Source organism: Cellulosimicrobium sp. So1_17, from assembly GCF_055181235.1.
This window is the reverse complement of the sequence record NZ_CM143702.1, coordinates 3,688,899-3,712,993: the sequence shown is the minus strand read 5'-3', so window position 1 is coordinate 3,712,993 and position 24,095 is coordinate 3,688,899. Positions and strand designations below refer to the sequence as shown.

Sequence of the window (24,095 nt, the reverse complement as noted above, 5' to 3'; positions counted from 1 at the left end):
CGTCCGTGATCATCCCGTGCAGGACGCCGTCGGGGCTCGCCGGACGGTGCCGACGAGCCCCGACGAGCCCCCTGCGAGCCCTCGTGTCAGGCGTCCTCGCGCTTGCGTGCGGCCACGAGGATCGCGCCGGTCGCGAGGAGCAGGACCGCCAAGGCCGTCACGGCGAGCACCGTCGAACCCGTCCGCGGGAGGTCGCCGCCCGAGCTCGGGAACGTGTTCGTCACGCTCGCGTCGACCTGGGCGTCGTCCCCGACGGGGACGCCGAACGGGTCGGACGTCGGGACGCCGTCCGCGGGGTCGGTCGTGACCTCTACGCCGTCGACGACGATCGCGACGCTCTCCGCGTCACCGGAGTCCGTCTCCGCGACCGTGCACGTCGCGCCCTGCGGGACCTGCTCGTAGACGGCGGTCCAGTCGTCCGCCGCGGAGAGCGTGCGCTCCGCACCGCCCGGCAGGACCACGTCCGTCTCGACGCCGTCGACGTCCCACGTGCACGCGAGCGCGACGACGAACTCGTCGCCCTCGTGCTCGGTCGCCCCGGGACCGTCGAGCTCCTTGGTCACGACGACCTGACCGACGTCGAACGTGTTGCTCACGGTCACCGCGGCCGGGTCCGCCGCGATGGTCACGACGCCGGGCTCGCCGTCGTCGACGGCCGAGACCGTGCTCGACGTCGCGCCGCCCGTCGCCGACTCCGTCACGACGCACTCGGCGCCGATCGGCAGACCGTCGAAGGTCGCCGGCTCGCCAGGGACGAGCTCGCGGGTCGGTCCGCCCGGGACCTCGATCGGCGCCCCCTCGAAGGTGCACTCGAGCGTGACCTCGAACGGTCCCGCGCCGAACGCCTCGGCACCCTCGCCGTCCACGACCTTGTCCACCACGAGCGAGCCCACGTCGTAGGTGTTGGTCACGACGGCCTGGACGGGCTCCGCGGGGAGCTCCGCGCCGACGATCGTCACCGGGTTCGGGTCGATCGAGGTCGACGTCGCGCCGCCGTCCTCGGTCTCCGTGAGGGTGCACGTGTCACCGTCCTGGAGCCCGAAGTAGATCGCGGGGAAGCCCGGACCGAACCGCCGGTCCGGACCGCCGGGGATGACCTCCACCGGTGCACCCTGCGAGGTGGTGCACTCCAGGGAGACCGCGTACGGGAGCTCCTCGTACGGCACGGCCTCGAGGTACTCCACCAGCTCCTCCAGGAGCTGCAGGAGCGTCTCGGGGTCGATCGGTCCGTCGGGGACCTCGGGGAACGGCGGCAGCTCCGGCATCGGCGGCGCGAACGCCGCCCCCTCGCCGTCGACGACCTTCTCCACCACGAGCGGCGCGGTCTCGAAGGTGTTGGTGAACGTCACCGCAACGGTCGTCGGGTCGCCGTCGGTCACCGGCGGGACCGTGATCTCCACCGTCGTGCCGTCGACCGGCTCGCCGCCGTCGACGGTGACCGTCGTCGACGACGCCCCGAAGTCGTCCGTCTCCGTCAGGACACACTCCGCACCGACGGGCAGCCCGTCGTAGACGACGGGGTCGCCCGGCACGAGCACGCGTGTCGCGCCGCCGGGGATCGTCAGGGGGACGTCCTCGCCCTCGTCGCCATAGGTGCACGCGAGCTCGACCTCGAACGGGCCGGGGCCGTAGAGCGCACCGAGCCCGGCGAGCTCCTTGTCGACCTCGATCGCGCCGACGTCGAACGTGTTGGTGATGACGACGTCCGCGACCTCGCCACTGCCGACGGTGACCGACTCCGGCACCACGACGGCACCCGTGGCGCCCGCGTCGTCGATCTCCTCGATGTCGCACACCGCGCCCGTGGGCAGGTTCGCGAGGTCCGCCTCGAGCGGGCCCGCGCCGCCGAGCACGATGTCGGCGTCGTAGACCGTCTGCGGCCCGGTGCCGTCACCGTCGTCGAAGGTGCACTCCACGTGGATGGTGAACGGTCCCTGGCCGTATGCGTCTGCGCCCTCGCCGTCGAGCACCTTCTGGAGCGCGAGACCGCCGACGTCGTAGGTGTTGGTCAGGGTGACGTCGTTGGTGCTCGCACCCAGGACGTCACCGACGAGCGTGAGGTCCGTCGACGGGCCGTCCGTGGTCACCGGGTGCCCCGGGAGGCCCTGGTCGACCGTGATCGTGGTGGACGACGCGTTCCCGGCACCCGTCTCGTCGACGGTGCACTCGGCACCCACGGGCAGCCCGGCGAGCGTCACCGAGTCGCCGTCCTCGAGAGTGATCTCCATCGGTCCGGGCCCCGGGCCGTAGCCCTCGGCGTAGACCTCCTCGCCGAGGAACGTGCAGTCGACCTCGACGTCGAACGGGCCGAACGGGACGGGCTCGCCGTCCTGGTCCACCGCGTCGGTGACGACCTCCTTGTCGATCACGATGCTCGACAGGTCGTACACGTTGATCGCCGTGATCGACGTCGGGTCGTCCGGGTCCTCGCTGTCGATCGTGACGCTGCTCGGCTCGAGCACCAGGCGGGTCTGCCCGGCGTCCGCGCCCTCGGTGATGACGCACTCCGCGCCGTACGGCAGGTTCGGCACGACGACCGGGGTCCCCGGCGTCACCGTGACCGGGATCGGGTCGAGCTCGGTCTCGACCCACGTCCCGACGGCGGACGTGCACTGCACCTCCAGGTCGAACGAGCTCGGCGCGTTCTCCGCGCCGTCACCCGTGACGAGCTTGGTCACCTCGAGCGGGCCGGACGCTGTGGCGACGCCGACCTTGACCCCCTCCGCGCGCAGGGAGTTGATCTCCCCCGTCTGGGTCACGACGACGCCGGACGCAGCGGCCGAGTTGAAGGCGATCGACCGGTCACCCGCCTCCGGGACCTCGGGCGGGGTGGTCGTCGTCGCCTCCAGCGCGATGAAGCTGCCCGGCTGGAACAGGTTGTCCGGCGCCATCTCGATCACGGTCTTGATCGCGGTGATCTGCTCGTAGGTCTCCTCCGAGGTGTCCGCGGTCAGCACGGCCCAGCCCGTCTCCGGGTCGTCCGGGCAGGCGGGCTCGTTCACCGGGTCGACCAGGTCGTCGGGGCAGTAGTCGTCGACGGTCGTGTAGTAGAACGTCGTCGTGCTGCCGGGCGGCGCGTTGACGACCTGCGGCGGCGGGTCGTTCGTGAGGATCGGCGTCCACTGCGACCCGCGCTCCGAAGCGCTGGTCGGGTCGGACGAGGTGTCGCCCGGGGTCGGCAGACGGTCGTAGAGCACCACCTTGTCCATGGGAAGGTTGCCCACGTTGTCCACCCGGACCCGCCACGTCTCGTTCTGACCCGGCGGGATGATCGGCGTGCAGGGGTAGGCGTAGAACCCGGCCGCGTTCGGCTGGCAGTCCTCCGGGGTGACGCTCCCCGGCTGGTCGGGATCGACCATGATGCCGAGCGGGTACTCGTCGTTCGTCGCCTTGACGAGCTTCGACTCGGACAGGACGCCGGACGGGACGGGCGTCACGTCGGAGTCTGCCTCGCACGCCCCGGTGTCCTCGTCCAGGCGGCCGTCGATGGTGCTGCCGTCCTCGCCGGACTGGGCCTGGCAGACGTCCCACGGCCGGTCGCCGGTGACCCCGGCGGTGTTCTCGACCACCGTGTTCGCGGCCAGGGTCGTGCGGAACTGCACCTGGACGGTGATCGTGTAGACCTGCCCCACCTCGAGCACGGTGCCCTCGGGGAAGGTGAAGGTCAGGCCCGCGATGTTGCCGGTCTGGTCCACGGCCACGTTCGCAGGGTCGGTGGGCATCTGCGGCCCGTTGGGCTGGCCGACAGGTGGCGTACCGGGCTCCGTGAGCGCGTACGAGAAGGGCTCCTCGACGTCGGCGAGCCGCAGCTGCGGCCCGTCGGCGTCCGTCGGCATCGGGTCGTCGACGATCACCGGGTCGTAGATCGGCCGGTTCCCGACGTTCGTCACCGTGATGTTCATGGGGAACGGCGTGTTCGGTGGCTTGGTGCCGCCGGTGATGTCGGTGTCGAAGTCCTTGACGATCTTCACGCCGTTCTCGGTGTGCTGGTAGGTGATCGTCCCCGAGGCCTCCGCGGTGCTGGACACCGGGACGGGGTTCTCCGGGTCCTCCGGGTTGAAGACCAGGTCCGCGCCCGTGACCGTGGCGGTCACGTCGTTGGTGGCGACGCCCGGCGCGGCCTCGCCCGGCGCCGGGTCGTTGAGGGCCAGGTCGCTCGGCACCGTGGTGCTCGGGTCGGAACGCAGCGTGTCGCGCACCTGCACCTCGAGGTTCACGGCCTGGGTCGGGTTGGCGGGGTTCTCCCAGATCGCGCCGTCGGCCCGGGTGAACGTGAACCGCAGACCGACGACGTCGGCCGCGTCCACGCCGGCGGGCAGCGCGAAGGTGCCGGACGGGTCCCCGTCGGCCCACGTGCCCCCGGTGAAGGTGTCGCTCGCCTCGTCGTACGTGCCGCCCGTGTAGGCGTCCACCTGGACCTGGTCGATCGGCGCGGTGAGGGTCGAGCCGTCGAACCCGACCAGGTCGTACTGGTTCCAGAAGCTCCCGTCCACGTCGGTGAGCGTCATCTCGACCGCGCGCGAGGGGCCGGTCGGCTGGCCGGTGATCGTCAGGATCGACGTCGGGTTCTCCTCGGCGTCCGTCCCGGGCTCGACGATCGTGGCCGGGCTGAACGACTTGGTCTCCACCATCGAGATCGACGCGTCCTGGAGCTCCATCTCCGCGGTGTCCCAGGCCTGCGGCGTCTGGGCCGTCGTTCCGCCCGGGTCGGAGACCTCGGCGCCGGCGCCGTTCGGCACCGGGTTGGGGTCGTGGTCCACGGTGACCCGCTCGCCGGTGTACCGGTCGAGCTCGCGCAGCTTGAGCTGCATCTCCAGCACGCCCTGGTTGTCGCCGGACTCGGTGGACGCGATGCGCCCGTCGAAGGTGACCTCGACGCCGACGACGTCCTCGAGCTGCGCGGCGGTCAACGCCTCGGCCTCGGGCTCGGTGTAGTCGGTGGTGGTGCCGCCGACCGTCGTCAGCGTCACGGTGGTCGTCTCGGTGCCGTCCGGCGGGACGACGTCGACGATGTCCGTCAGCGTGAACGCGTCGAACGGGTTGGTGCCGGCTGCGACCTGCGGCTCGACCACGAGGTCGTCGTTGGCGTACGACGGCTCGGCGATGCGCAGCTGGTCCACCCGGGCCACGGAGTTGTTCGAGGCGGTGATGGTGGCGACCGTCGTCGGGAAGTCCTCGTACGGGGTGCCCTCCGGCGGGACCGACAGCGGACCACCGGTCCAGTCCTTGGTGATCCCGACGTTGATGGGCTGGTCGAGGATGAGGACGTCGTCGTCGTCCGTGTCGGTCCGGTCCGTCCCCTGGAACGTCGCGGTGCCGCGCGCGGTGTCGTTGACGAGGCCCGGGTCGTCAGGGTTGTTGTAGATCTCGCCCTGCTGCTCGCCGAGCGCCGGGCCGCCGCTGCGGCGGTCGTCACGGAGCTGGAACGTGAGGTCGAGGTGCCGCCCGTCCGCCTGCGTCGACCGGGCCACGCCTGACCCTGCGGCCGGCACCGTCGGGTCCGAGGGGAACGCCGCACGCCCCGGCGACTCGGTGTACGTCAGGCGCGCCGACGTTGCGCTCTCCTGCTCGTCGGCCGTCAGCGTGTAGCCCGGGAAGGTACCGTCGCACGCCTCCGGGCACGGGTCGCCCGAGGCCTCGACCCAGGCGCCGTCGACGAACAGCTCGACGCTCTCGATCTGGTCGTACTGGATCAGGGGGTCGTCGACGGCGATCTGCACCAGGTTGAAGGCGTCGTAGAACGACCCGGCGATCGCCGGGTCGTCCGCCGCGACCGGGTCCGCGATGTCGCTGATCACCATCGGGTCCACGCCTTCGAACCCGTTGGTCGACCAGGTGATCTGTGCGGTGATCTCGTCCTGCGTGCGGGCGCGCAGGGTGTAGGGCTCTCCGCTCTGACCCTCCGGCGCGAGGAAGGTCTTGTCGACGAAGTCGAGGTCACCCGGACCCACCGGCACGGGGAACGGGTCCACGGTGTCGCAGCCCTCGGCCGGGTCGGTCGGGGCGACGGCGTCGCTCGACGCGCTCGACGCGCCGCAGTTGGCGATCGGCTCCTCGCGGTCCTCCGGCCCGTCGTACGTGGCGACGAAGTTCGGGGCGAAGCTCTCGCCGGGCGGGATGCCCTCACCCGTCGTGTCGTCGTAGACGAACTGCACGCCCTGGGCGTCGTCCGGCAGGTCGCAGTTCACCGTCGCCGCACCCTCGACCGGGCTGCCGCAGTCGGGCGCCTCGACCCACTCGGAACCGTTCCAGTAGCTGATCGTCAGCTCGGTGCCGGCCGGAACGTCGGTGGACCGCACCGACGACGCGGTGAAGGTGCCCCAGAACTCTGGCGAGGCGCCGGGTTCGGTCGGGTCCTGGATGACGACCTGGTCGGCGTTCGTCGTGGACCCGTCCTCGCCGAAGGGCAGGAGCTGCGTGGGGAGACCGACGACGACCGTCTGGCCCGGCAGCGCAGGGATCGTGGACGGCGAGATGGACTTGGTCGTCTCCGTGGCGAGCCGGTCGGTCAGCGTCTCGAGGGTCGCGTCCGCGGTGCCCGAGGCGTTGGGGATGTCCACCGTGATCTCGTTCGGGTGCAGGACGTTGTCCTCGACCTGGTCCGGGTCGGTGTCCGCGGTGAACGGGACGGTCGCCTGGGCACCGGTGACGATGCTCCCGGTGTACTCGATCGAGAACCCGACGACGACGCAACCGGCCGGCGGGTCCGGGAGCGTGTCCTCCGCCTCCGCGGCGATCGGGTCGGTCGTCGTCCCGTCGGCGCACGTGAAGGTGACGCTCGCGGCGTCGGCGTCGTTCGGCCACACGACACCGGCCCCGGCACCGTCGGTGCCCCAGCCCGTGAAGGTCAGCGGGTCGTCGCCCTCGAACGGGCTGTCCGTGCCCGGCGAGGGCTCGGTGATCGTCATCGACGTCGTCGGGTCGCCGTCGTTGGTCGCACCGAGGGTGACCGTCGTCGGGGACCCGGCGCTGACCACGGCGGGGTCGAACGACTTGGTCGGCGTGACGGAGTTGTTCGGCGGCGTGATGACGTACGTGTCGCTGGCTTCCGTCGGCTCCGACTCGCCGGCGCCGTCGACCACGCTCGACGACGTCGTGTTGGTCAGCGTGGTGGTGTCGGTGAGCCCGGTGACCGCGTCGGTCTGCTCGACGCCGAACGGGATCGACGCGGAGGCGTCGATCCCGATGTCGCCGTCGAACTGGACCGTGAACCCCTCGACCTCGCAGCCGGCCGGCGGATCGGGCAGCGTGTTCGGGACACTGCTGCTGCCGGTCGGGGTCGACCCGTCGGCACAGGTGAACGTCACGTCCGCAGACGTCGCACCCGCGGGCCACGTGACGGCTCCCCAACCGGTGAAGCCGAGATAGGTGAACGGGTTCGGGTCGGTCCCCGGCGTGGGCTCGGTGATGATCAGGGAGTCCACCGGGTCGTTCGACGTGTTCGTGCCGCCGATGGTCACCGTCGCCGGGGTGCCGGGGCTCGCGATCGCGCCTGGCGGGTCGATGGACTTCGTCGTCTCGGAGTCGAGGACCAGCGGGACCTCGGGGACGATGTCGTCGCTCGCCGACGCGGGCTCGGCGTTGTCCGAGTCCACCGTCGCCGTGTTGGTGATCGGCACGCCGTCCTGGCTGTACGGGATGTCGTCGGAGACAGTCCCGGTGATGAGGATCTGCGACTGCTGACCGTTGTTCACGCTGTCGGCCGTGTAGGTCACGGTGTCCGTGTCCTGGTCGACGTCGATCTGCGGGTTGACGGTGCCGGTCCCGGCGCTCTGGATCGACGCGCTGACGAGGTCGACGTACTCCGGCATCGGGTCCGTCATGGTGGTCGGGGTGCAGGGGTCCTGGTTCGGGTCGGAGCACGAGATCGTCACGACCCAGGTGACGGTCTGCCCGGGCTGGTACGGCCCGGTGCTCGTCTCCGACTTGCCGATGGCCCAGGACGCCGCCACCGCCGGCAGCGCCGGCGCGAGGACGAGCGGGAGCGTGAGCAGCGCCGTCCCGACCGCTCCCCAGGCGCGACGGAACCGGCGCGCGCGCCGTTCCTGCCGCGACCGGCCGAGCCGTGTCGTGCCGCCGCTCGCCGTTCGACGATCCCCCATAGTGCTGTCCTCCGCCCCACACAGCCCACCTCGGCGCACGTCGTCGTGCGCCGCCGTCGTCACGACATTGCCACAGAGCCTCCACGTCGTCGCGGCGAAACACCAGACCCGGAGCCTGGCGCCACCGGCTGTCACTGCTCGAGCGACGGAGGCGCCGTCCTGCTCTCGCGTCTCCCAATGTTAGTGACTAACATTGAGCCATGACGGACCGCTCCCAGCCCGGCCGACGCGAGCGCACGCGCGACGCGCTCGTCGTCCACGCGCTCGGGCTCTTCGAGCGCCAGGGATACGACGAGACCTCCGTGGCCCAGGTCGCAGCCGCGGCCGGCGTCACCGAGATGACGTTCTTCCGCCACTTCGGCGCGAAGGAGCGCGTGGTTCTCGACGACCCGTACGACCCGCTCCTCGTCGCGGCCGTCGCCGAACAGCCGCGCACCGAGAGTCCGCTGCGACGCACCGTCGCAGGACTGAGATCCGCGTGGCGCGACATCCCTCCCGGCGCGGTCGACGTCGTACGCCGACGCACGCGGATCGTGGCACGCACCCCGGCGCTGCGCGGCGCCGTCTGGCAGAACAACGCGCGCACGGAGGAGTCGGTCGTGGAGCAGCTCGTCGCCGACGGGTGCGACCCGCTGGAGGCGCGCGCCGCCGTCGGCGCGACGCTCGCCGCGCTGACCGCCGCGCTGCTCCACTGGGCGGACACCGGCGACGAGGAGCTGTCCACGGTCGTGGGCCGGGCGCTCGACGTGCTGGTCCGGGCGCGCGCCGACGCGCCCCGGACCGACCCACCCCCGGTCGGCACGCCCCCGGTCGACGCGATCCAGGACCGCACGACCCTCGCGGCCGCTACGACGCACGAGGCCGGAGAGCACCGTGCCTGAGACGACGGACGACCGACCGGCCGTCCGCGCCGTCGGGCTCGCGCGCGCGTTCGGCGACGTGCCCGCGCTGCGGGGCGTCGACCTCGAGGTGCGCCCCGGCGAGGTGCACGCGCTCGTCGGTCTCAACGGCGCCGGCAAGTCGACGCTGCTGCGGCTGCTCGTCGGGCTGCTGCGACCAGGCGCCGGCGCGGCCGAGCTCTGGGGCGTGCCGGCCTGGCGAGCCCCGGCGGGCGTCCGGGCCAGGGTCGGTCACGTCGGCAGCGGTCGCGCGTACGGCGAGCTGACCGTGCGGGAGAACCTCCGCACGGCGGCCCGGCTGCACGGCTGCGCGCGCCAGGACGCGGACCGCCGCACCGACCAGCTCCTCGCCGCCCTCGCGCTCGACCGCTGGGCAGACCGGCGCGCCCGCACGCTCTCCGACGGCAACCGCCAGCGACTCGCCCTCGCGGCCGCGCTCGTGCACGACCCGGACCTCCTCGTGCTCGACGAACCCACGAGCGCGCTCGACCCGGCCGGTGTCATCGAGGTCCGCGAGACGCTCCTGCGGCGGGCCGCGGTCGGCACGGCCGTGCTCGTGTCGAGCCACCACCTGGACGAGATGGCCCGCACCGCCTCGACGATCACCGTCGTCCACGACGGACGGGTGGCCGGCACCCTCGCGCCGGACGGCGTGGACCTCGAGCGGCAGTTCTTCCGCACCGTGCACGCGGCGTCGACCGGCGGCGCCGTGCCCGAGGTGACACCGTGAGCGCGACGCGGTCCGAGGCCCACGCCGCGGGTCTCGGCGTGGCTCTCGGCGCGGAGCTCCTCAAGCTCGTCCGGTCGACGGTCGTGCGCGTCGCGACGTCCGCCCTCGTGCTGGTGGTCCCCCTGCTGGCGGTCGGCTTCGCCGCCGCGGCCGAGCACGGCGGCGACAGCACGCTCGCCCTCAAGGTGCGCCCGATGGTGCCCGGCGTCGGCTGGGACGCCGTGACGGGACTGAGCGGGCAGGTGCTCGCGGTGGCGTCGCTCCTCGCGACGGGCTTCGTCGTCAGCTGGTCGTTCGGGCGGGAGCTCACGGAGGGCACGGTGGAGCCGCTGCTCACCGGCCGCTCCTCCCGGGCGGAGCTCGCGTCGGCCAAGCTTCTGGCGGTCCTGGCGTGGGCCGTCGCCGCGAGCCTCGGGTCGGTCGTCGTCGCGCTGCTCGTCGGTGCCGCCACCGGTCCCGGTGCCGGCACGCCGTGGCCCGGTGCCGGTCGCGCCGCGCTGGGCGGCGTCCTGGCTGCGCTCACCGCGCTGCCGTTCGGCCTCGTCGCGACCTGGGGCCGTGACGCGCTCGCGGGCGTCGGCGCGGTCCTCGGCGTCGTCGTCGTGGCGCAGGTGGTGACCCTCACGGGCGCCGGTCCGTGGTTCCCCTGGGCCGTGCCGGGACTGTGGCTCGGGATGGGCGGGCCGGGCACGACCGTCTCCGCCCTCCAGCTCGCGACGGCACCGCTCGTCGCAGCCGCGGGCTGGATCGCGACGGCGTGGTGGTGGGACCGGGCCGAGCTGACCGGCCGCTGACGGGTGGGCGCCCCCGACCGGCGCTGCGCGGTTCGTCGCGCAGGCCGGGTGACGCCCGCGGCGTCATGATCCCGTCAAGATCGCCGTGAGGGCCGCTGTCGTCCGGTAGACCGGGGTCGTGCGTCTGCTCCCGATCCTCCGTCGACCGTCGCCGCGCGGTGCGCCGCTCCGGTCGGAGGGGGCCCGGCCCGGGCGCCTGGTCGTCGGCGGGTTCGCCGCGGCGATCGCCGTCGGGACCCTCCTCCTCCTGCTCCCGGTCTCCACGACCGGCCGGCTCGCGACGCCGCTCGAGGCGCTGTTCACCGCGACGTCGGCGGTGTGCGTCACGGGGCTCGCGGTGGTCGACACCGGGTCGTTCTGGACCCCGTTCGGCCAGGTCGTGATCCTCGTGCTCATCCAGCTCGGCGGCTTCGGCGTCATGACGGCGGCCTCGCTCCTCGGGCTGCTCGTGTCCCGGCGCCTGGACCTGCGGACGCGGCTGGTGGCCGCGGCGTCGACCCGCAGCGTCGGGCTCGGCGACGTGCGCTCGGTGCTGATCGGCGTCCTGCGGGTCACCGTCGCCGTCGAGGGCGTCGTCGCGCTCCTCGTGGCCGCGCGACTCGTCGTGGGGTACGGGGCGACACCCGGCGAGGCCCTGTGGCACGGCGTCTTCCACGCCGTCTCGGCCTTCAACAACGCCGGCTTCGCGCTGTACTCCGACTCGCTCGTGGGCTTCGTCGGCGACCCGTGGACGTGCGTGCCGCTGTGCCTCGCCGTGGTCCTCGGCGGCATCGGGTTCCCCGTGCTGTTCGAGCTCTACCGTGCCCGCCGTCGCCGGACCGGTGCGTCGCGCTGGAGCCTGCACACGAAGCTGACCCTCGTCACGAGCGGTGTGCTGCTCGCCGGCGGGACCCTCTTCTTCCTCGTCGCCGAGTGGGCGAACCCCCGCACGCTCGGCGCCCTCGGCGTGGGCGACCGGGTCCTCGCCGCGTTCACGCAGTCCGTCATGGCGCGGACCGCCGGCTACAACTCCCTCGACACCTCCGCGATGAACAGCGGGACATGGCTCGGCACGGACATCCTCATGTTCGTCGGCGGAGGCAGCGCCAGCACCGCGGGAGGCATCAAGGTCGTCACGTTCGCGGTGCTCGCGTTCGTCATCTGGTCGGAGCTGCGCGGCGACCCCGACGTCACGGCGTTCGACCGGCGCGTCGCCGCCGCGACGCAGCGCCAGGCCGTCAGCGTCGCGCTGCTCGGCGTCGCCGCGGTGCTGCTGTCGACGCTCGTCATCACCGCGACGTCACCGCTCGGCCTCGACCGCGTCCTCTTCGAGGTGACGTCGGCGTTCTCCACCACAGGCCTGTCGACAGGCATCACGGCAGACCTCTCGGCCCCGCACCAGCTGATCCTCGTCGGCCTCATGTTTCTCGGCCGGCTCGGCCCGATCACGCTCGGCTCGGCCCTGGCGCTGCGGTCCCGGCCACGGCTCTTCCGACACCCGGAGAGCGCCGCGGTGATCGGGTGACGGCTCAGACCTCGAACCGGTAGCCCATGCCCGGCGTCGTGAGCAGGTGCCGCGGCGACGCCGGGTCGTCCTCGAGCTTGCGCCGGAGCTGCGCGACGTACACGCGCAGGTAGTGCGTGTCGCGCGTCGCCGCGGGTCCCCACACCTCGCGCAGCATCTGCTCGCGCCCGACGACGCGCCCCCGGTGCTGCACGAGCAGCTCCAGCAGCGCCCACTCGGTCGGCGTGAGACGCACCTCGTGGCCGCGGCGCTGCACCTGGCGGCGCGCGAGGTCGATGCGCAGGTCGCCGGCCTCGACGACCGGGTCGTCGGGCACCGGCTCGCTCGACGCGCGACGCACCGCGGCCCGCAGCCGCGCCATGAGCTCGGGCATCGCGAACGGCTTCGTCACGTAGTCGTCGGCACCCGCGTCGAGCGCGTCGACCTTGTCGTCGCCGAGCTGGCGCGCCGAGAGCACGATGATCGGGACCCGGCTCCAGCCCCGGACCGCGGTGATGACGTCGATCCCGCTGACGTCCGGCAGACCGAGGTCGAGGAGCACGACGTCGGGGTGGGCCGTCGCCGCGGCGTCGATCCCCGCGCGCCCGCTCGCCGCCGTCGTGACGTCCCAGCCGTGCACGCGCAGCGTGATCTCCATGGCCCGCAGCAGGCCCGGGTCGTCGTCGACGACGAGCACCCGGTTCCCCGCCGTCTCGCGCTCGGCGCTCATCGCTCCTCCTCGTCCCTGTCGGCCGCCCCGGACGCGTCGGCGGTCCGCGGCCCGGGGTCCGCCACCGGGACCGTGACGACCATGGTCAGGCCGCCGCCCGGGGTGTCCTCGGGGAGGATCGTCGCACCCACGGCCCGCGCGAAGCCCTGTGCCACGGCGAGGCCGAGCCCGACACCGCTCCCGCTCGTGTCCCCGAGCCGCTGGAACGGCTCGAACATGCGCTCCTTCGCGGCGTCGTCCAGCCCCGGGCCGCGGTCGACGACGCGCAGCTCGACGCCGTCCCGCGAGACCGACGCCGTGACCCGCACGTCGCCGGGCGAGAAGCGCACCGCGTTCCCGACGACGTTCGCGACCACGCGCTCGAGCAGCCCCGGGTCGGTGCGCACCAGGGGCAGGTCGTCCGGCACGGCGAGCTCGACGCGGTCGGCCGCGGGCTCGACGGCGAACGGCACGACCTCGTCGAGCGACACGGCTCGCAGGACCGGCACGACGGCGCCCGTCTGGAGCCGTGACAGGTCGAGCAGGTTGTCGATGAGCTGCTCGAGCCGCCCGGTCGCCGTCGCGACGGTCTCGACGAGCGCGTCCTCGTCCTCGGGCGCGAGCGCGACGTCCGGGAGGCGTAGCCCGTCCACCGCCGTGCGGATCGCGGCGAGCGGCGTCCGCAGGTCGTGCGACACCGCCGCGAGCAGGGCCGTGCGCGTCGCGTCCGCCTCGGCGAGCACCGCGGCGCGCGCGGCCTGCTCGCGCAGGCGCCGGTACTCCAGGACGATGCCCGCCTGGGCGCCGAACGCGTCGAGCACCTGCCGGTCACCGGCCGGCAGGGGGCGACCGTCGAGCACGAGGCGGCGGTCGTCGTCGACCCGGACGAGCGTCCGGTCGTCGTCGCCGTGGGTGTCGCGCCCGCTCGCACGGGCGCGGCCCGCGACGTCGCGCCTCGGCTCGTCGACCGGGCGCGACGCCTCGGCGATCGTCGACCACCCGGCAGCCGCACCGCCCCCGCCCGCGCGCTCCTCCAGCGCGACCCGGCGCAGCGCGAACGTCTCGGCGAGGCGGGAGACGACGGCGTCGGCGGTGTCCTCCCCCGACAGCACCGAGCGGGACAGCCCCGCGAGCGTCGACGCCTCGGCCCGGGCGCGCGACGCCTGGACGGACCGCCGCGCCGACAGGTCGACGACCGACGCGACGGCGACCGCGACGAGCACGAACAGCAGGAGCGAGAGAAGGTTCTCCGGGTCGGCGACGGTGAGCAGACCGGTGGGCGCCGTGAAGAACCAGTTGATGCACAGGAACGACACCACGGCGCACGCGAGCGCCGGCCACATCCCGCCGACCAACGCGACCCCGACGGTGAGCGCCAGGAACACGAGCACCTGTGTCGACAGGTCGACGAGCTCCCCCGTGCCGACGAACAGCGCGGTGAGCAGCGCCGGCGCCGTCGGGGCGAGCACCCAGCCCGCCACGCGCCGTCGGGCCGAGAGCGGGCTGAGGGCGCGCCGCGAGACCCTGCCCGCGCGCGCCCGCTCGTGGGTCACGAGGTGCACGTCGAGCGATCCCGCGAGCCGCGCGATCTCGGCGCTCGTCGAGCCGAGCAGCGCCTCGCGCCACCGGGAGTGCCGCGACACCCCGACCACGACCATCGTCGCGTTGACCCCGCGCGCGAAGTCGACGACCGCGGACGGCACGTCCTCCCCCACGACCGTGTGGAACGTCCCGCCGAGGGACTCGACGAGCTCGCGGTCGGCCGCGAGCGCCGCGGGGGACGCCGCGGCCAGCCCGTCGGTCGCGAGGACATGGACGGCGAGCAGCTCCGAACCGGCGGCCCGCTCGGCGATCCGGGCGCCGCGGCGCAGCAGCGTCGCGCTCTCCGGTCCGCCGGTGAGGGCGACGACGACCCGCTCGCGCGCGGGCCACGTGCCCGAGATCGCGTGGTCGGCCCGGTAGCGCGTGAGGGCGTCGTCGACGCGGTCGGCGAGCCACAGCAGCGCGAGCTCGCGCAGGGCCGTGAGGTTGCCCTCCCGGAAGTACGACGACAGCGACGCGTCGATCTGCTCGGCCCGGTACACGTTGCCGTGCGCGAGCCGGCGCCGCAGCGCCTGCGGCGAGAGGTCGACGAGCTGGATCTGGTCGGCCTCGCGGACCACGTGGTCGGGCACCGTCTCGCGCTGCCGCACGCCGGTGATCGCCTCGACGTCCTCGGTGAGCGACTCGAGGTGCTGGACGTTGACGGTCGTCACGACGTCGATCCCCGCGGCGAGCAGGTCGTCCACGTCCTGCCACCGCTTGGGGTGCCGGGACCCGGGGGCGTTGGTGTGGGCGAGCTCGTCGACGAGCACGACGTCGGGGCGCCGCAGGAGGACCGCGTCGGCGTCGAGCTCGGTGAGCTCCACGCCGCGGTGACCGACGACGCGGCGCGGCACGACCTCGAGGTCGCCGACCTTGGCGGCGGTCGCGTCCCGTCCGTGGGTCTCGACGAGCCCTACGACGACGTCCGTGCCGCGCGCGCGACGGCGGTGGGCCTCGTCGAGCATCGCGAAGGTCTTGCCGACGCCCGGCGCCGCGCCGAGGTAGACCGAGAGACGACCTCGGCGCGGCTGCTCAGCGTCCATGCGTGCAGTCCACCACGGCGCGGACGGGTGCGGGAGTCACGGGGTACCCGCAGCGCCCGACGTGTCGAGCTGCTCGAGCGCGAGGTTGAGCGACAGGACGTTCACGCGCGGGTCGCCGAGCACCCCGAGCACGCGCCCGGCCGCCTCGGCCTCGACGAGCTCGCGGACCTCCGCCACGTCCAGACCGCGCGCCGTCGCGACACGCTCGACCTGCTGCTCGGCGTACGCCGGGGAGACGTGCGGGTCGAGCCCCGAGGCCGACGCCGTGAGCGCGTCCGGCGGGACGTCCGACGGGTCGACGCCGTCCTCCGCGGCGACCGCGACCCGGCGCTCCTCGATCGCGGCGACGAGGTCGGGGTTGTTCGGACCGAGGTTCGAGCCCGCCGACGCGAGGGTGTCGTACCCGTCGCCCGCCGCCGAGGGACGTCCGTGGAACCACTGCGGGTCGGCGCCCGGAACGCCGAAGTCCTGGCCGACGAGGGCCGACCCGACGACCGCCGCGCCGTCGGGACCCGCGTCGTCGACGGCGGTCGCGCGCGACCCGTCGGCGCGCACGAGCGAGCCGTTCGCCTGCCAGCCGAACCCGAGCTGGCCGACGCCGAGCACCGCGAGCGGGTAGAGGCCGCCGAGCAGCAGGGTCAAGAGGAGGAGGACGCGAAGCCCGGCGAACGACTGCCGGGTGAGCGAGACGACGCCGCCGCCGACCGACGCGCGGGGCGTTCCCGCGGGACCGCCGTCGGGACGGGTGGGCGAGGTGCTGGGCATGAGGAGTCCTTCGATCTCGTGTCGTGGATGGTGGGTGGTGGGGAGTGCCGGCCGCACCGGCGGCCGAACCGGCCGTGCGGCGCGGTCAGAAGCCCGGGAGGAGGGAGACCAGCAGGTCGACGAGCTTGATGCCGACGAACGGGGCGACGAGCCCCCCGACGCCGTAGATCAGCAGGTTGCGTCGCAGCATCGACGACGCGGACGCCGGGCGGTACCGCACGCCGCGCAGCGCGAGCGGGACGAGCGCGACGATGATCAGCGCGTTGAAGATCACCGCGGAGAGGATCGCCGACTCGGGGCTCGACAGGCGCATGACGTTGAGCACGCCGAGCGCGGGGAACACGCCCATGAACATGGCGGGCAGGATCGCGAAGTACTTCGCGACGTCGTTCGCCACGGAGAACGTGGTCAGCGCACCGCGCGTGATGAGCAGCTGCTTGCCGATCTCGACGATCTCGAGGAGCTTCGTCGGGTTCGAGTCGAGGTCGACCATGTTCCCCGCCTCCTTGGCGGCGGTCGTCCCGGTGTTCATCGCGACGCCGACGTCCGCCTGCGCGAGCGCGGGCGCGTCGTTCGTCCCGTCGCCGGCCATCGCGACGAGCCGCCCGCCCTCCTGCTCGCGGCGGATGAGCGCGAGCTTGTCCTCGGGCGTCGCCTCGGCCAGGACGTCGTCGACGCCCGCCTCGGCGGCGATCGCGCGGGCGGTCACCGCGTTGTCGCCCGTGACCATGACGCTGCGGATGCCCATCGCGCGCAGCTGGTCGAACCGCTCGCGCAGCCCGTCCTTGACGACGTCCTTGAGCCGGACGACGCCCAGCACCCGGGCGGGTCCGTCGCCCACCTGCTCCGCGACGACGAGCGGCGTGCCGCCCTGCGAGCTCACGGCGTCCACGTGGGCGGCCAGCGCGTCGGCCTCGCGGCCGGCGAGCGTGCCGCCGGTCGACAGCACCCACCGCTCGACGGCGCTGCCCGCCCCCTTGCGCAGGCGCCGGGGGCCGCCCGCACCGGGAAGGTCCACCCCGGACATGCGCGTCTGCGCGGTGAACGCGACGAGCGTCGCGCCCGCCAGCTCGTCGCGCCTGTCGTCGGTGCCCGACGACGAGGGGGCGCCCGTCCGGGCGAGGTCGCCCGCGTCGTCGTGCAGGCCGGCACCCGGGAACGTGCGCTCCACGAGGTCGACGATGCTGCGCCCCTCGGGCGTCTCGTCGGCGAGCGACGCGAGCCGCGCCGCCGCCGCGAGCTCGTCCACCGAGACGTCGCCGACGGGCAGGACCTCGGTCGCGAACCTGTTGCCGTGGGTGATGGTGCCGGTCTTGTCGAGCAGGAGCACGTCGACGTCGCCCGCGGCCTCGACGGCACGGCCCGACATCGCGAGCACGTTGCGCCGCACGAGACGGTCCATGCCCGCGATGCCGATCGCCGACAGCAGCGCGCCGATCGTCGTCGGGATGAGGCACACGAGGAGCGCGACGAGCACGACCATCGACTGCTTCGCCCCCGAGTACGCGGCGAACGGCTGGAGCGTCGCCACCGCGAGCACGAAGACGATCGTCAGCGACGTCAGGAGGATGTTCAGCGCGATCTCGTTGGGCGTCCGCTGGCGCTCGCTGCCCTCGACGAGCGCGATCATCCGGTCGACGAACGTCTGCCCCGCGGGCGCGGTGATGCGCACGACGATCCGGTCGGACAGCACGACCGTCCCTCCCGTCACGGCGGACCGGTCACCGCCCGACTCGCGGATCACGGGCGCGGACTCCCCGGTGATCGCGGACTCGTCGACCGACGCGACGCCCTCGACGACGTCACCGTCGCCAGGGATCGTCCCGCCCGCCTCGACCACGACGACGTCGCCCACGCGCAGCTCCGACGACGCGACCTCGGTCACGGGCAGCGCGTGCAGGCGCCCTGCGGCGGCCGCGTCGGTGACCGGACCGGCGGCGCTCGCCGAGACGACGCGCCGCGCCGTCGTGCCGCGCTGGGTCGCGCGCAGGCTCGACGCCTGCGCCTTCCCCCGCGCCTCCGCGACCGACTCGGCGAGCGTCGCGAACAGCACGGTCGCCCACAGCCACGCGGTGATCCACCACGCGAACGCCGTCGGCTCGACGACCGCGAGCACCGTCGTCGCGACGGCCCCGAGCTCGACGACGAACAGCACGGGCGACCGGTACAGCACCCGCGGGTCGAGCTTGCGCACCGCGGCCGGCAGCGCCGCCCGCACCTGCGCCCCGGTGAGCGCCCGCGCCGGCCGCGACCGACGGCCGTCGGGCACGGGACCTGCAGAACCCGACCCACCGCCGTCGGGCACGGAACCACCGGAGGGCGAGCCGCCGCCGTCGGGGACGGAACCACCGGGGAGAGCGGCCGTGGTGGAGCGGAGGGCGGGGCGGGGCGTGGCGGGTCTGGCGGGAGCGCCGCGAGGAACGAGCGGAGCGGATGGTAGACCCGCCCCGCCCTCCGCGGAACCACGGGCGCTCGGAGGTGACGCCACCACCGGACGCTCGGACGAAGAGGACGACGTGCTCATGACAAGGACTCCACGACGGGACCGAGGGACAGGACGGGGATGAAGGTGAGGCCGACGACGACGAGCGCGACGGTGCCGAGCAGGCCGACGAACAGCGGCTGGTGGGTCGGGAGCGTTCCGGCCGACGCGGGGACGGCCTTCTGGCTCGCGAGCCGGCCGGCGAGCGCGAGGACGAGCGCGACGGGCACGAAGCGGCCGACGAGCATCGCGAGGCCGAGCAGCGTCTCGTAGTACGGCGTGCCGGTGGTCAGCCCGCCGAACGCGGACCCGTTGTTGTTCCCCGCGGACGCGAACGCGTAGAGGATCTCGGACAGGCCGTGCGGGCCGGTCTCCTGCTGGCCGGCGAGGCCGGCGGGCAGCACGACGGACAGCGCGGTGCCGACGAGGACGACGGCGGGCGTCGTGAGGATGTACAGCGCGACGAGCGTGATCTCGGGGCGGCCGATCTTCTTGCCGAGGTACTCGGGCGTGCGGCCGACCATGAGCCCGGCGACGAACACGGCGACGATCGCGAAGACGAGCATCCCGTAGAGGCCGGCGCCCACGCCGCCCGGCGCGATCTCGCCGAGGAGCATGGTGAAGAGGACCACTCCCCCGCCCGGCGCGGTGAGCGAGTCGTGCATGGCGTTGACCGCGCCGGTCGAGGTGCCGGTCGTGGCGGTGGCGAACAACGCGCTCGCCGCGAGCCCGAACCGGGTCTCCTTGCCCTCCATGGCCGCTCCCGCAGCCTGGGGCGCGGCACCCGGGCCGGCGATCTCGGCCCACGTGACCAGGGCGAGCGCGACCGTGAAGAGGGCACCCATCGCGCCGAGGATCGCCCAGCCCTGGCGGCGGTCGCCGACCATGAGCCCGAACGTGCGGGGCAGCGTGACGGGGATGACGAGGAGCAGGAAGATCTCCAGCAGGTTGGTGAAGGGGTGGGGGTTCTCGAGCGGGTGGGCCGAGTTGGCGTTGAAGAACCCGCCGCCGTTGGTGCCGAGCTCCTTGATCGCCTCCTGGGACGCCACGGGCCCGCCGAGCAGGTGCTGGGTCCCGCCCGCGAGCGTCTCGACGGCGGTGTGGGGGTTCAGGTTCTGGATCACGCCGTTCGCGACGAGGACCACGGCCGCGACGAACGCGATCGGCAGGAGGATCCGGACGACGGAGCGCGTGAGGTCGGTCCAGAAGTTGCCGATGCGGGCGTCGGTGCCGGAGCGCGCGAACCCGCGGACGAGCGCGATCGCCACCGACATCCCGACCGCCGCGGAGACGAAGTTCTGCACGGCGAAGCCGGCCATCTGCAGCAGGTGCCCGGCGGCCGCCTCTCCGGAGTACCACTGCCAGTTCGTGTTGGTCACGAACGAGACGGCGGAGTTCCAGGCGCCGGCCGGGTCCAGCCCGGTGAACCCGAGGTCGAGCGGGAGGTGCTCCTGCAGGCGTCCGAGCCCGTAGAGCACGAGCACGGAGACGAGGGAGAAGCCCAGCAGGGAGAAGAGGTAGGTGCTCCAGGTCTGCTCGGCGTCGGGGTCGACGCGCGCGGCGCGGTAGCCCGCCCGCTCGAGCCGGAGGTGGCGCGGCGACGTGTAGACGCGGGCCATGTACGCGCCGAGCGGGGCGTGCACGGCGGCGAGCGCGACGACGAGCAGCGCGACCTGCCCGACGGCGGCCCACACGACCGTGGGGTCCGTGCCGGTGCTCGCCGCCGTGCTCAGTGCGCTGTCCAGTGCGGTGGTCACGTCCGTGGGCACGGCGCGCTCACCGTGCCCGGTCGCTGCGCAGCAGCGCGACGAAGAGGTAGCCGAGCGTGCCGACGATCGCGGCGAGCGCGACCCAGTCGAGGAGCATCACCGGGTGCCTCCCGACGATCCGTGCCGGCGCGCGACGAGCGCGACCGCGGCGAAGAACGCGACGGTGAGGAGGAGGTAGGCCAGGTCGGCCATGAGCAGGACGCCTTCGCGACGACGGGCGGCCGGTCGCGCTCGGCGCGACGGCCGGAGCGCGACGTCCGCGCTCCCTGCCGTTCTACGTCCGCCGGCACGCGCCTCGGGTCCGTCCTGACGGAACCCTGACGCTCGGCCTCCGGTCCCTGACGACATCCTGACCGGCGGATCCGGCCCGGGGCGCCGGACGCTTCGTGGGGAGAACGTGACGACCGCGTGACCGCCCGCGGAAGCGGGGGGTGCGGGCCGCCGTCGGCCACCTAGGATGTGCCGCATGATCTTCAAGGCCGTCGGAGACGGGCGCCCCTACCCGGACCACGGCAAGGTGAGCGTCAAGGACTGGACGGACGTGCCGCCCCGGCAGGTGCGTCTCGACGAGCTCGTGACGACCAAGCGCACCCTCGACCTCGACGCGCTGCTCGCCGAGGACTCGACGTTCTACGGCGACCTCTTCGCGCACGTCGTCGAGTACGACGGCGTCCTCTATCTCGAGGACGGGCTGCACCGGGCGGTCCGTGCAGCGCTCCAGCAGCGCGCGATCCTCCACGCCCGCGTCCTGACGCTCCGATGAGCGCGCCGTCGGGTAGGTTTCTGGCGTGACCACCGAGCCCGACCGCGCCCGCTCCGTGCGCCGCCGGCGCATCCACGAGCGCCAGGCCGTCGTGTTCGGGCTGCTCATCGCCGCCCTGGCCGTCACCGGCCTCGGTGCGCTCGCGGTGTACACGGGCGCGATCGACGCGCCGTTCTCGCGACCGTTCTCCACGCCGGAGGTGGTCGACGCCCTCGCGGACGTCGACGTGCCCTGCCTCCCCGAGGGCGCCCTCCCGGCGGCGTCGGGCGACGTGCACGTCACGATCGTCAACGCGTCGGGCCGGGACGAGCCCCTCGCGGGCATCAACCAGGACGTGCTCACGGAGCGCGGGTTCACCGTCGTCGGCACGGGGAACGCCGAGGACCTGGACGGTGACGGCGAGCCCGACGCCCTCGCGAGGACGCAGATCCACTTCGGGGCCGGAGGCATCGCCCCCGCCTACACGCTCGGTGCCCACTACCCCGAGCCCGGGTACGTGCTCGACACCCGCCAGGACGCCAGCGTGACGCTGTACGTCGGCGCCGACTTCGAGGACCTCGTGGACCTCGAGCTCATCGGGATCGCCGCTGACGTCCCGCTGGAGAACCCGGAGGGCTGCGTGCCGGCCGACCAGATCACGCCGCGCCCGCTGCCCGTCCCGCCCGCGGAGGGCTGACGGTCCGCCGCCTGGCGGAACCCCTGCGACACCCGAACGGCTGCCTCATGAACCCCCTGCCCCTCCGTCCCGCGCGCGTCGACGACCCCGCGGAGGTCGACCGCCTCTACGACATCTGCCTGCGCACCGGCGCGTCGGGCACCGACGCGAGCGATCTCTACGCCGACCCGCGTCTGCTCGGCGAGGTCTACCTCGGGGCGTACCTCGCGCTCGAGCCGCGTCTCGCGTTCGTGCTCGACGACGGCGGCGACGCCGTCGGCTATGTCGTCGGCGCGCGGGACACCGTCGCGTTCGACGCCGCGTGCGAGCGCGACTGGTGGCCGCCGCTGCGCGAGCGGTACCCGCTGGGCTCGTTCCCCGACGGCTCGCCGGACGAGGCGCTCGTGCAGCAGATCCACACGCCGCACCGCCCGGAACCCGACGTGGTCGACGAGTTCCCCGCGCACCTGCACGTCGACCTCCTGCCCGCTGCGCAGGGCGGCGGCAACGGTCGGCGACTGCTCGGGACCCTGTTCGACGCGCTGCGCGCCGACGGCGTGCCGGGGGTCCACCTGGGCGTGGCGCACGCGAACGTCGGCGCCGTGGGGTTCTACCGGCACCTCGGCTTCACGGAGCTCTCCGGCGACGACGGCGGCATGACGCTGGGCCTGCACCTCTGACGTCGCCTCGCCGAACCCGGGGTTGCCCGCGACGCGTCGGCCGCGAACCCGGGGTCGTGCGGCAGGACGGACTCCGTCTGACGCACGACCCGAGGTTCGGCAGGGTCAGTGCGCGTCGTGGACCGCCGGTTCGTCACCGCCCGGTGCCGACGCCGGGCTGGCGGGCTCCTGGCTCGTGCCGCGCCACCGGGCGATGTTCCGCATGAGGTGGTAGATCACGAGCGCGGCGGCCGTGCCGAGCGCGATGCCCTCGAACGACAGGTCGCCGAGGACCCAGGTGAAGTTCGCGATGCCGATGACGAGCGGCACGGCGGCGGTCGTGAGGTTCACGGGGTCGGAGAAGTCGACCCGGTTCTGCACCCAGATCCGCGCGCCGAGGATGCCGATCATCCCGTAGAGCATCGTCGTCGCGCCGCCGAGCACCCCGGCGGGGATCGTCGCGATGAGCGCGCCGAACTTCGGCGACAGCGACAGCACGAGGGCGGTCGCCGCGGCGACCCAGTACGCCGCGGTCGAGTAGACGCGCGTCGCGGCCATCACCCCGATGTTCTCGGCGTACGTCGTGGTGCCCGACCCGCCGCCGACGCCGGCGAACGTCGTCGCGAGCCCGTCCGCGAAGAGCGCGCGGCCCGTGAGGTCGTCGAGGTTCCTTCCCGTCATCGCGGCGACGGACTTCACGTGACCGACGTTCTCCGCGACGAGCACGAGCACGACGGGGACGAACAGGCCGAGCACCGCGACGTCGAACGTCGGCGTGACGAACTCGGGCAGGCCGAACCAGCCGGCCTCGCGCACGGCCGTGAAGTCGACCTGGCCCTGGATCATGGCGGCCACGTACCCGATCACGACGCCGACGAGGATCGACAGGCGGCCGAGGATGCCCTTGAAGAGCACCGTGACGAGGATGATCGACGCGAGGGTGATGAACGCCGTCACGGGCGCCGCGCGGAATCCGTTGGTGCACGACTGGACGATCTCGCCGTCGACCACCTCCTGCGTGCACGTGCCCCACGCCACCGGTGCGAGGTTGAGCCCGATGAGCGCGACGATCGTGCCGGTGACGATCGGCGGCATGACGACGTCGATCCAGCGGGCACCCGCGAGGTGCACCACCAGCCCGATCACCGCGAGCACCAGACCGGTGACGAGGATGCCGCCGACCGCGACCGACTGTCCCTGCGACGCGGTCGCGGCGCTGATCGGCGCGATGAACGCGAAGCTCGACCCCAGGTAGCTCGGCAGCCGGTTCCGCGTGATGAGCAGGAACCCGACGGTCCCGATCGCGGAGAAGAAGAGCGTCGTCGCCGGGGAGAACCCGGTGATGAGCGGCACGAGGAACGTCGCGCCGAACATGGCGACGACGTGCTGCATGCCGATGCCGATGGTCCGCGGCCACGACAGCCGCTCGTCCGGGTCGACGACGTCCCCCGGCGCGACCGTCTTGCCGTTCCCGTGCACCCGCCACCCGATGGCGCTCATGACTCTCCTGTCCGTGACGTTCGTGGGAAACCCCCGGTGCAGGGTAGTGCCCGCACGTCACCGACCCGTTTCCGGGCCCCGCGCAGAGGCCTGACAGCACGCCGAACCCCGGGTTGAGCGGCACGGAACGCTTCAGGTGCCACGCAACCCGGGGTTCG

The 24,095-nt window shown here is 73.4% G+C and carries 15 protein-coding genes; 7 read left to right on the top strand and 8 right to left on the bottom strand.

The window, feature by feature from the left end:
* Positions 1 to 86: 86 nt before the first annotated feature.
* Positions 87 to 8,102, bottom strand: coding sequence for a DUF5979 domain-containing protein (locus ACZCLJ_RS16360; protein WP_463104522.1), 8,016 nt, complete (start codon positions 8,100 to 8,102; stop codon positions 87 to 89).
* A gap of 200 nt (positions 8,103 to 8,302) precedes the next feature.
* On the opposite strand from ACZCLJ_RS16360, the gene ACZCLJ_RS16355 reads away from it, so the two are divergent.
* The 4 genes from ACZCLJ_RS16355 (at position 8,303) to ACZCLJ_RS16340 (ending at position 12,029) form a co-directional block, all read left to right on the top strand.
* Entirely contained in the window at positions 8,303 to 8,983 is a 681-nt protein-coding gene (locus ACZCLJ_RS16355; RefSeq protein ID WP_463104521.1) for a TetR family transcriptional regulator, read from the top strand.
* On the top strand, positions 8,976 to 9,731 hold the full coding sequence (locus tag ACZCLJ_RS16350; RefSeq protein ID WP_463104520.1) for an ABC transporter ATP-binding protein: 756 nt from the start codon (positions 8,976 to 8,978) through the stop codon (positions 9,729 to 9,731). The genes ACZCLJ_RS16355 and ACZCLJ_RS16350 overlap by 8 nt, the downstream gene beginning before the upstream one ends.
* Positions 9,728 to 10,525: an ABC transporter permease gene (locus ACZCLJ_RS16345; RefSeq protein ID WP_463104519.1), complete on the top strand. Its 798-nt coding sequence runs from the start codon at positions 9,728 to 9,730 to the stop codon at positions 10,523 to 10,525. Before ACZCLJ_RS16350 ends, ACZCLJ_RS16345 begins: the two co-directional genes overlap by 4 nt.
* 118 nt (positions 10,526 to 10,643) lie before the next feature.
* Positions 10,644 to 12,029, top strand: a complete 1,386-nt coding sequence (locus ACZCLJ_RS16340) for a TrkH family potassium uptake protein (RefSeq protein ID WP_463104518.1) — start codon at positions 10,644 to 10,646, stop codon at positions 12,027 to 12,029.
* Positions 12,030 to 12,033: 4 nt separating this feature from the next.
* Here ACZCLJ_RS16340 and ACZCLJ_RS16335 read toward each other — a convergent pair whose 3' ends face one another.
* The 6 genes from ACZCLJ_RS16335 to ACZCLJ_RS16310 form a co-directional block, all read right to left on the bottom strand.
* Positions 12,034 to 12,738 carry a response regulator gene (locus ACZCLJ_RS16335; RefSeq protein WP_251149994.1) on the bottom strand — a complete coding sequence of 235 codons (705 nt, stop codon included), beginning with the start codon at positions 12,736 to 12,738 and terminating at the stop codon, positions 12,034 to 12,036.
* Positions 12,735 to 15,344: a DUF4118 domain-containing protein gene (locus ACZCLJ_RS16330; RefSeq protein ID WP_463104517.1), complete on the bottom strand. Its 2,610-nt coding sequence runs from the start codon at positions 15,342 to 15,344 to the stop codon at positions 12,735 to 12,737. Before ACZCLJ_RS16330 ends, ACZCLJ_RS16335 begins: the two co-directional genes overlap by 4 nt.
* Positions 15,345 to 15,380: 36 nt before the next feature.
* Positions 15,381 to 16,109 carry a K(+)-transporting ATPase subunit C gene (gene kdpC / locus ACZCLJ_RS16325; RefSeq protein ID WP_463104516.1) on the bottom strand — a complete coding sequence of 243 codons (729 nt, stop codon included), beginning with the start codon at positions 16,107 to 16,109 and terminating at the stop codon, positions 15,381 to 15,383.
* Positions 16,110 to 16,194: 85 nt separating this feature from the next.
* Positions 16,195 to 18,378: a potassium-transporting ATPase subunit KdpB gene (kdpB, locus tag ACZCLJ_RS16320; protein WP_463104515.1), complete on the bottom strand. Its 2,184-nt coding sequence runs from the start codon at positions 18,376 to 18,378 to the stop codon at positions 16,195 to 16,197.
* 251 nt (positions 18,379 to 18,629) lie between these two features.
* Complete coding sequence (gene kdpA / locus ACZCLJ_RS16315) at positions 18,630 to 20,285, bottom strand: potassium-transporting ATPase subunit KdpA (RefSeq protein ID WP_463106419.1); 1,656 nt, start codon at positions 20,283 to 20,285, stop codon at positions 18,630 to 18,632.
* Positions 20,286 to 20,367: 82 nt separating this feature from the next.
* A complete protein-coding gene (locus ACZCLJ_RS16310; protein ID WP_251149991.1) occupies positions 20,368 to 20,457 on the bottom strand; it encodes a potassium-transporting ATPase subunit F in 90 nt (29 codons plus the stop codon).
* Between the two features lie 369 nt (positions 20,458 to 20,826).
* Here ACZCLJ_RS16310 and ACZCLJ_RS16305 point away from each other — a divergent pair, with 369 nt between their 5' ends.
* The 3 genes from ACZCLJ_RS16305 to ACZCLJ_RS16295 are packed head-to-tail and all read left to right on the top strand — an operon-like array spanning position 20,827 to position 22,458.
* On the top strand, positions 20,827 to 21,123 hold the full coding sequence (locus ACZCLJ_RS16305; protein WP_251149990.1) for a type II toxin-antitoxin system VapB family antitoxin: 297 nt from the start codon (positions 20,827 to 20,829) through the stop codon (positions 21,121 to 21,123).
* Positions 21,124 to 21,148: 25 nt separating this feature from the next.
* Positions 21,149 to 21,799: a LytR C-terminal domain-containing protein gene (locus tag ACZCLJ_RS16300; protein WP_251149989.1), complete on the top strand. Its 651-nt coding sequence runs from the start codon at positions 21,149 to 21,151 to the stop codon at positions 21,797 to 21,799.
* 47 nt (positions 21,800 to 21,846) lie between these two features.
* On the top strand, positions 21,847 to 22,458 hold the full coding sequence (locus tag ACZCLJ_RS16295; protein ID WP_463104514.1) for a GNAT family N-acetyltransferase: 612 nt from the start codon (positions 21,847 to 21,849) through the stop codon (positions 22,456 to 22,458).
* Positions 22,459 to 22,563: 105 nt separating this feature from the next.
* Here the strand turns inward: ACZCLJ_RS16295 and ACZCLJ_RS16290 are convergent, their stop codons facing one another.
* Positions 22,564 to 23,937, bottom strand: a complete 1,374-nt coding sequence (locus tag ACZCLJ_RS16290) for a uracil-xanthine permease family protein (protein ID WP_463104513.1) — start codon at positions 23,935 to 23,937, stop codon at positions 22,564 to 22,566.
* Between the last annotated feature and the right edge of the window lie 158 nt (positions 23,938 to 24,095).

Excerpts from the sequence above, each read along its gene's own strand:
- ACZCLJ_RS16305 (WP_251149990.1), top strand. The coding sequence starts at position 20,827 with ATGATCTTCAAGGCCGTCGGAGACGGGCGCCCCTACCCGGACCACGGC.
- ACZCLJ_RS16295 (WP_463104514.1), top strand. The coding sequence starts at position 21,847 with ATGAACCCCCTGCCCCTCCGTCCCGCGCGCGTCGACGACCCCGCGGAG.
- ACZCLJ_RS16310 (WP_251149991.1), bottom strand. The coding sequence starts at position 20,457 with ATGCTCCTCGACTGGGTCGCGCTCGCCGCGATCGTCGGCACGCTCGGC.
- ACZCLJ_RS16355 (WP_463104521.1), top strand. The coding sequence starts at position 8,303 with ATGACGGACCGCTCCCAGCCCGGCCGACGCGAGCGCACGCGCGACGCG.
- ACZCLJ_RS16330 (WP_463104517.1), bottom strand. The coding sequence starts at position 15,344 with ATGGACGCTGAGCAGCCGCGCCGAGGTCGTCTCTCGGTCTACCTCGGC.
- ACZCLJ_RS16360 (WP_463104522.1), bottom strand. The coding sequence starts at position 8,102 with ATGGGGGATCGTCGAACGGCGAGCGGCGGCACGACACGGCTCGGCCGG.
- ACZCLJ_RS16290 (WP_463104513.1), bottom strand. The coding sequence starts at position 23,937 with ATGAGCGCCATCGGGTGGCGGGTGCACGGGAACGGCAAGACGGTCGCG.
- kdpC (WP_463104516.1), bottom strand. The coding sequence starts at position 16,109 with ATGCCCAGCACCTCGCCCACCCGTCCCGACGGCGGTCCCGCGGGAACG.
- ACZCLJ_RS16335 (WP_251149994.1), bottom strand. The coding sequence starts at position 12,738 with ATGAGCGCCGAGCGCGAGACGGCGGGGAACCGGGTGCTCGTCGTCGAC.